1 protein-coding gene is annotated in these 397 nt (G+C 58.4%); it reads right to left on the reverse strand.

The features are described 5' to 3' along the window. Positions 1-37: 37 nt before the first annotated feature. Positions 38-397 (reverse strand): ferric reductase-like transmembrane domain-containing protein (locus GPA27_RS28655; protein WP_211165324.1); only part of this gene is annotated, 360 nt, incomplete at its 5' end.

Below are 397 nucleotides of genomic sequence, written 5' to 3' on the forward strand. Positions count from 1 at the left end.
CAACTATATGCCCAATAAGCTATAAATTTAATAGCATTCAACTTCCCGGAGATCCAGCGGCTGTCCGTCTTGCCGCTGCACCACCCGGTGCAGCCGACCGCTTTTGCAGTCGGTGCCAAAGCCTCCACCCCAGCAGCGCGCCGAGGATGGCGGCATAGATGGCCACTTCACCAAAATTGTTCTTGCCAGCACGCATCCAGAAAAAGTGCAGCACCGCCAACCCTGCCACCGCATACACGGTGCGGTGCAGCGCCTGCCAGCGTTTGCCACCCAGTGCCTTGATCGCACGATTGAATGACGTGGCGGCCAGCAGGGCCAGCAGCACCAGGGCCAATGTACCCACCAGAATGAATGGCCGCTTAGCGATGTCGTGCAGGATGTCCGGGATGTCAAAACC

The organism is Aromatoleum toluolicum, assembly GCF_012911005.2.
GTDB lineage: Bacteria > Pseudomonadota > Gammaproteobacteria > Burkholderiales > Rhodocyclaceae > Aromatoleum > Aromatoleum toluolicum.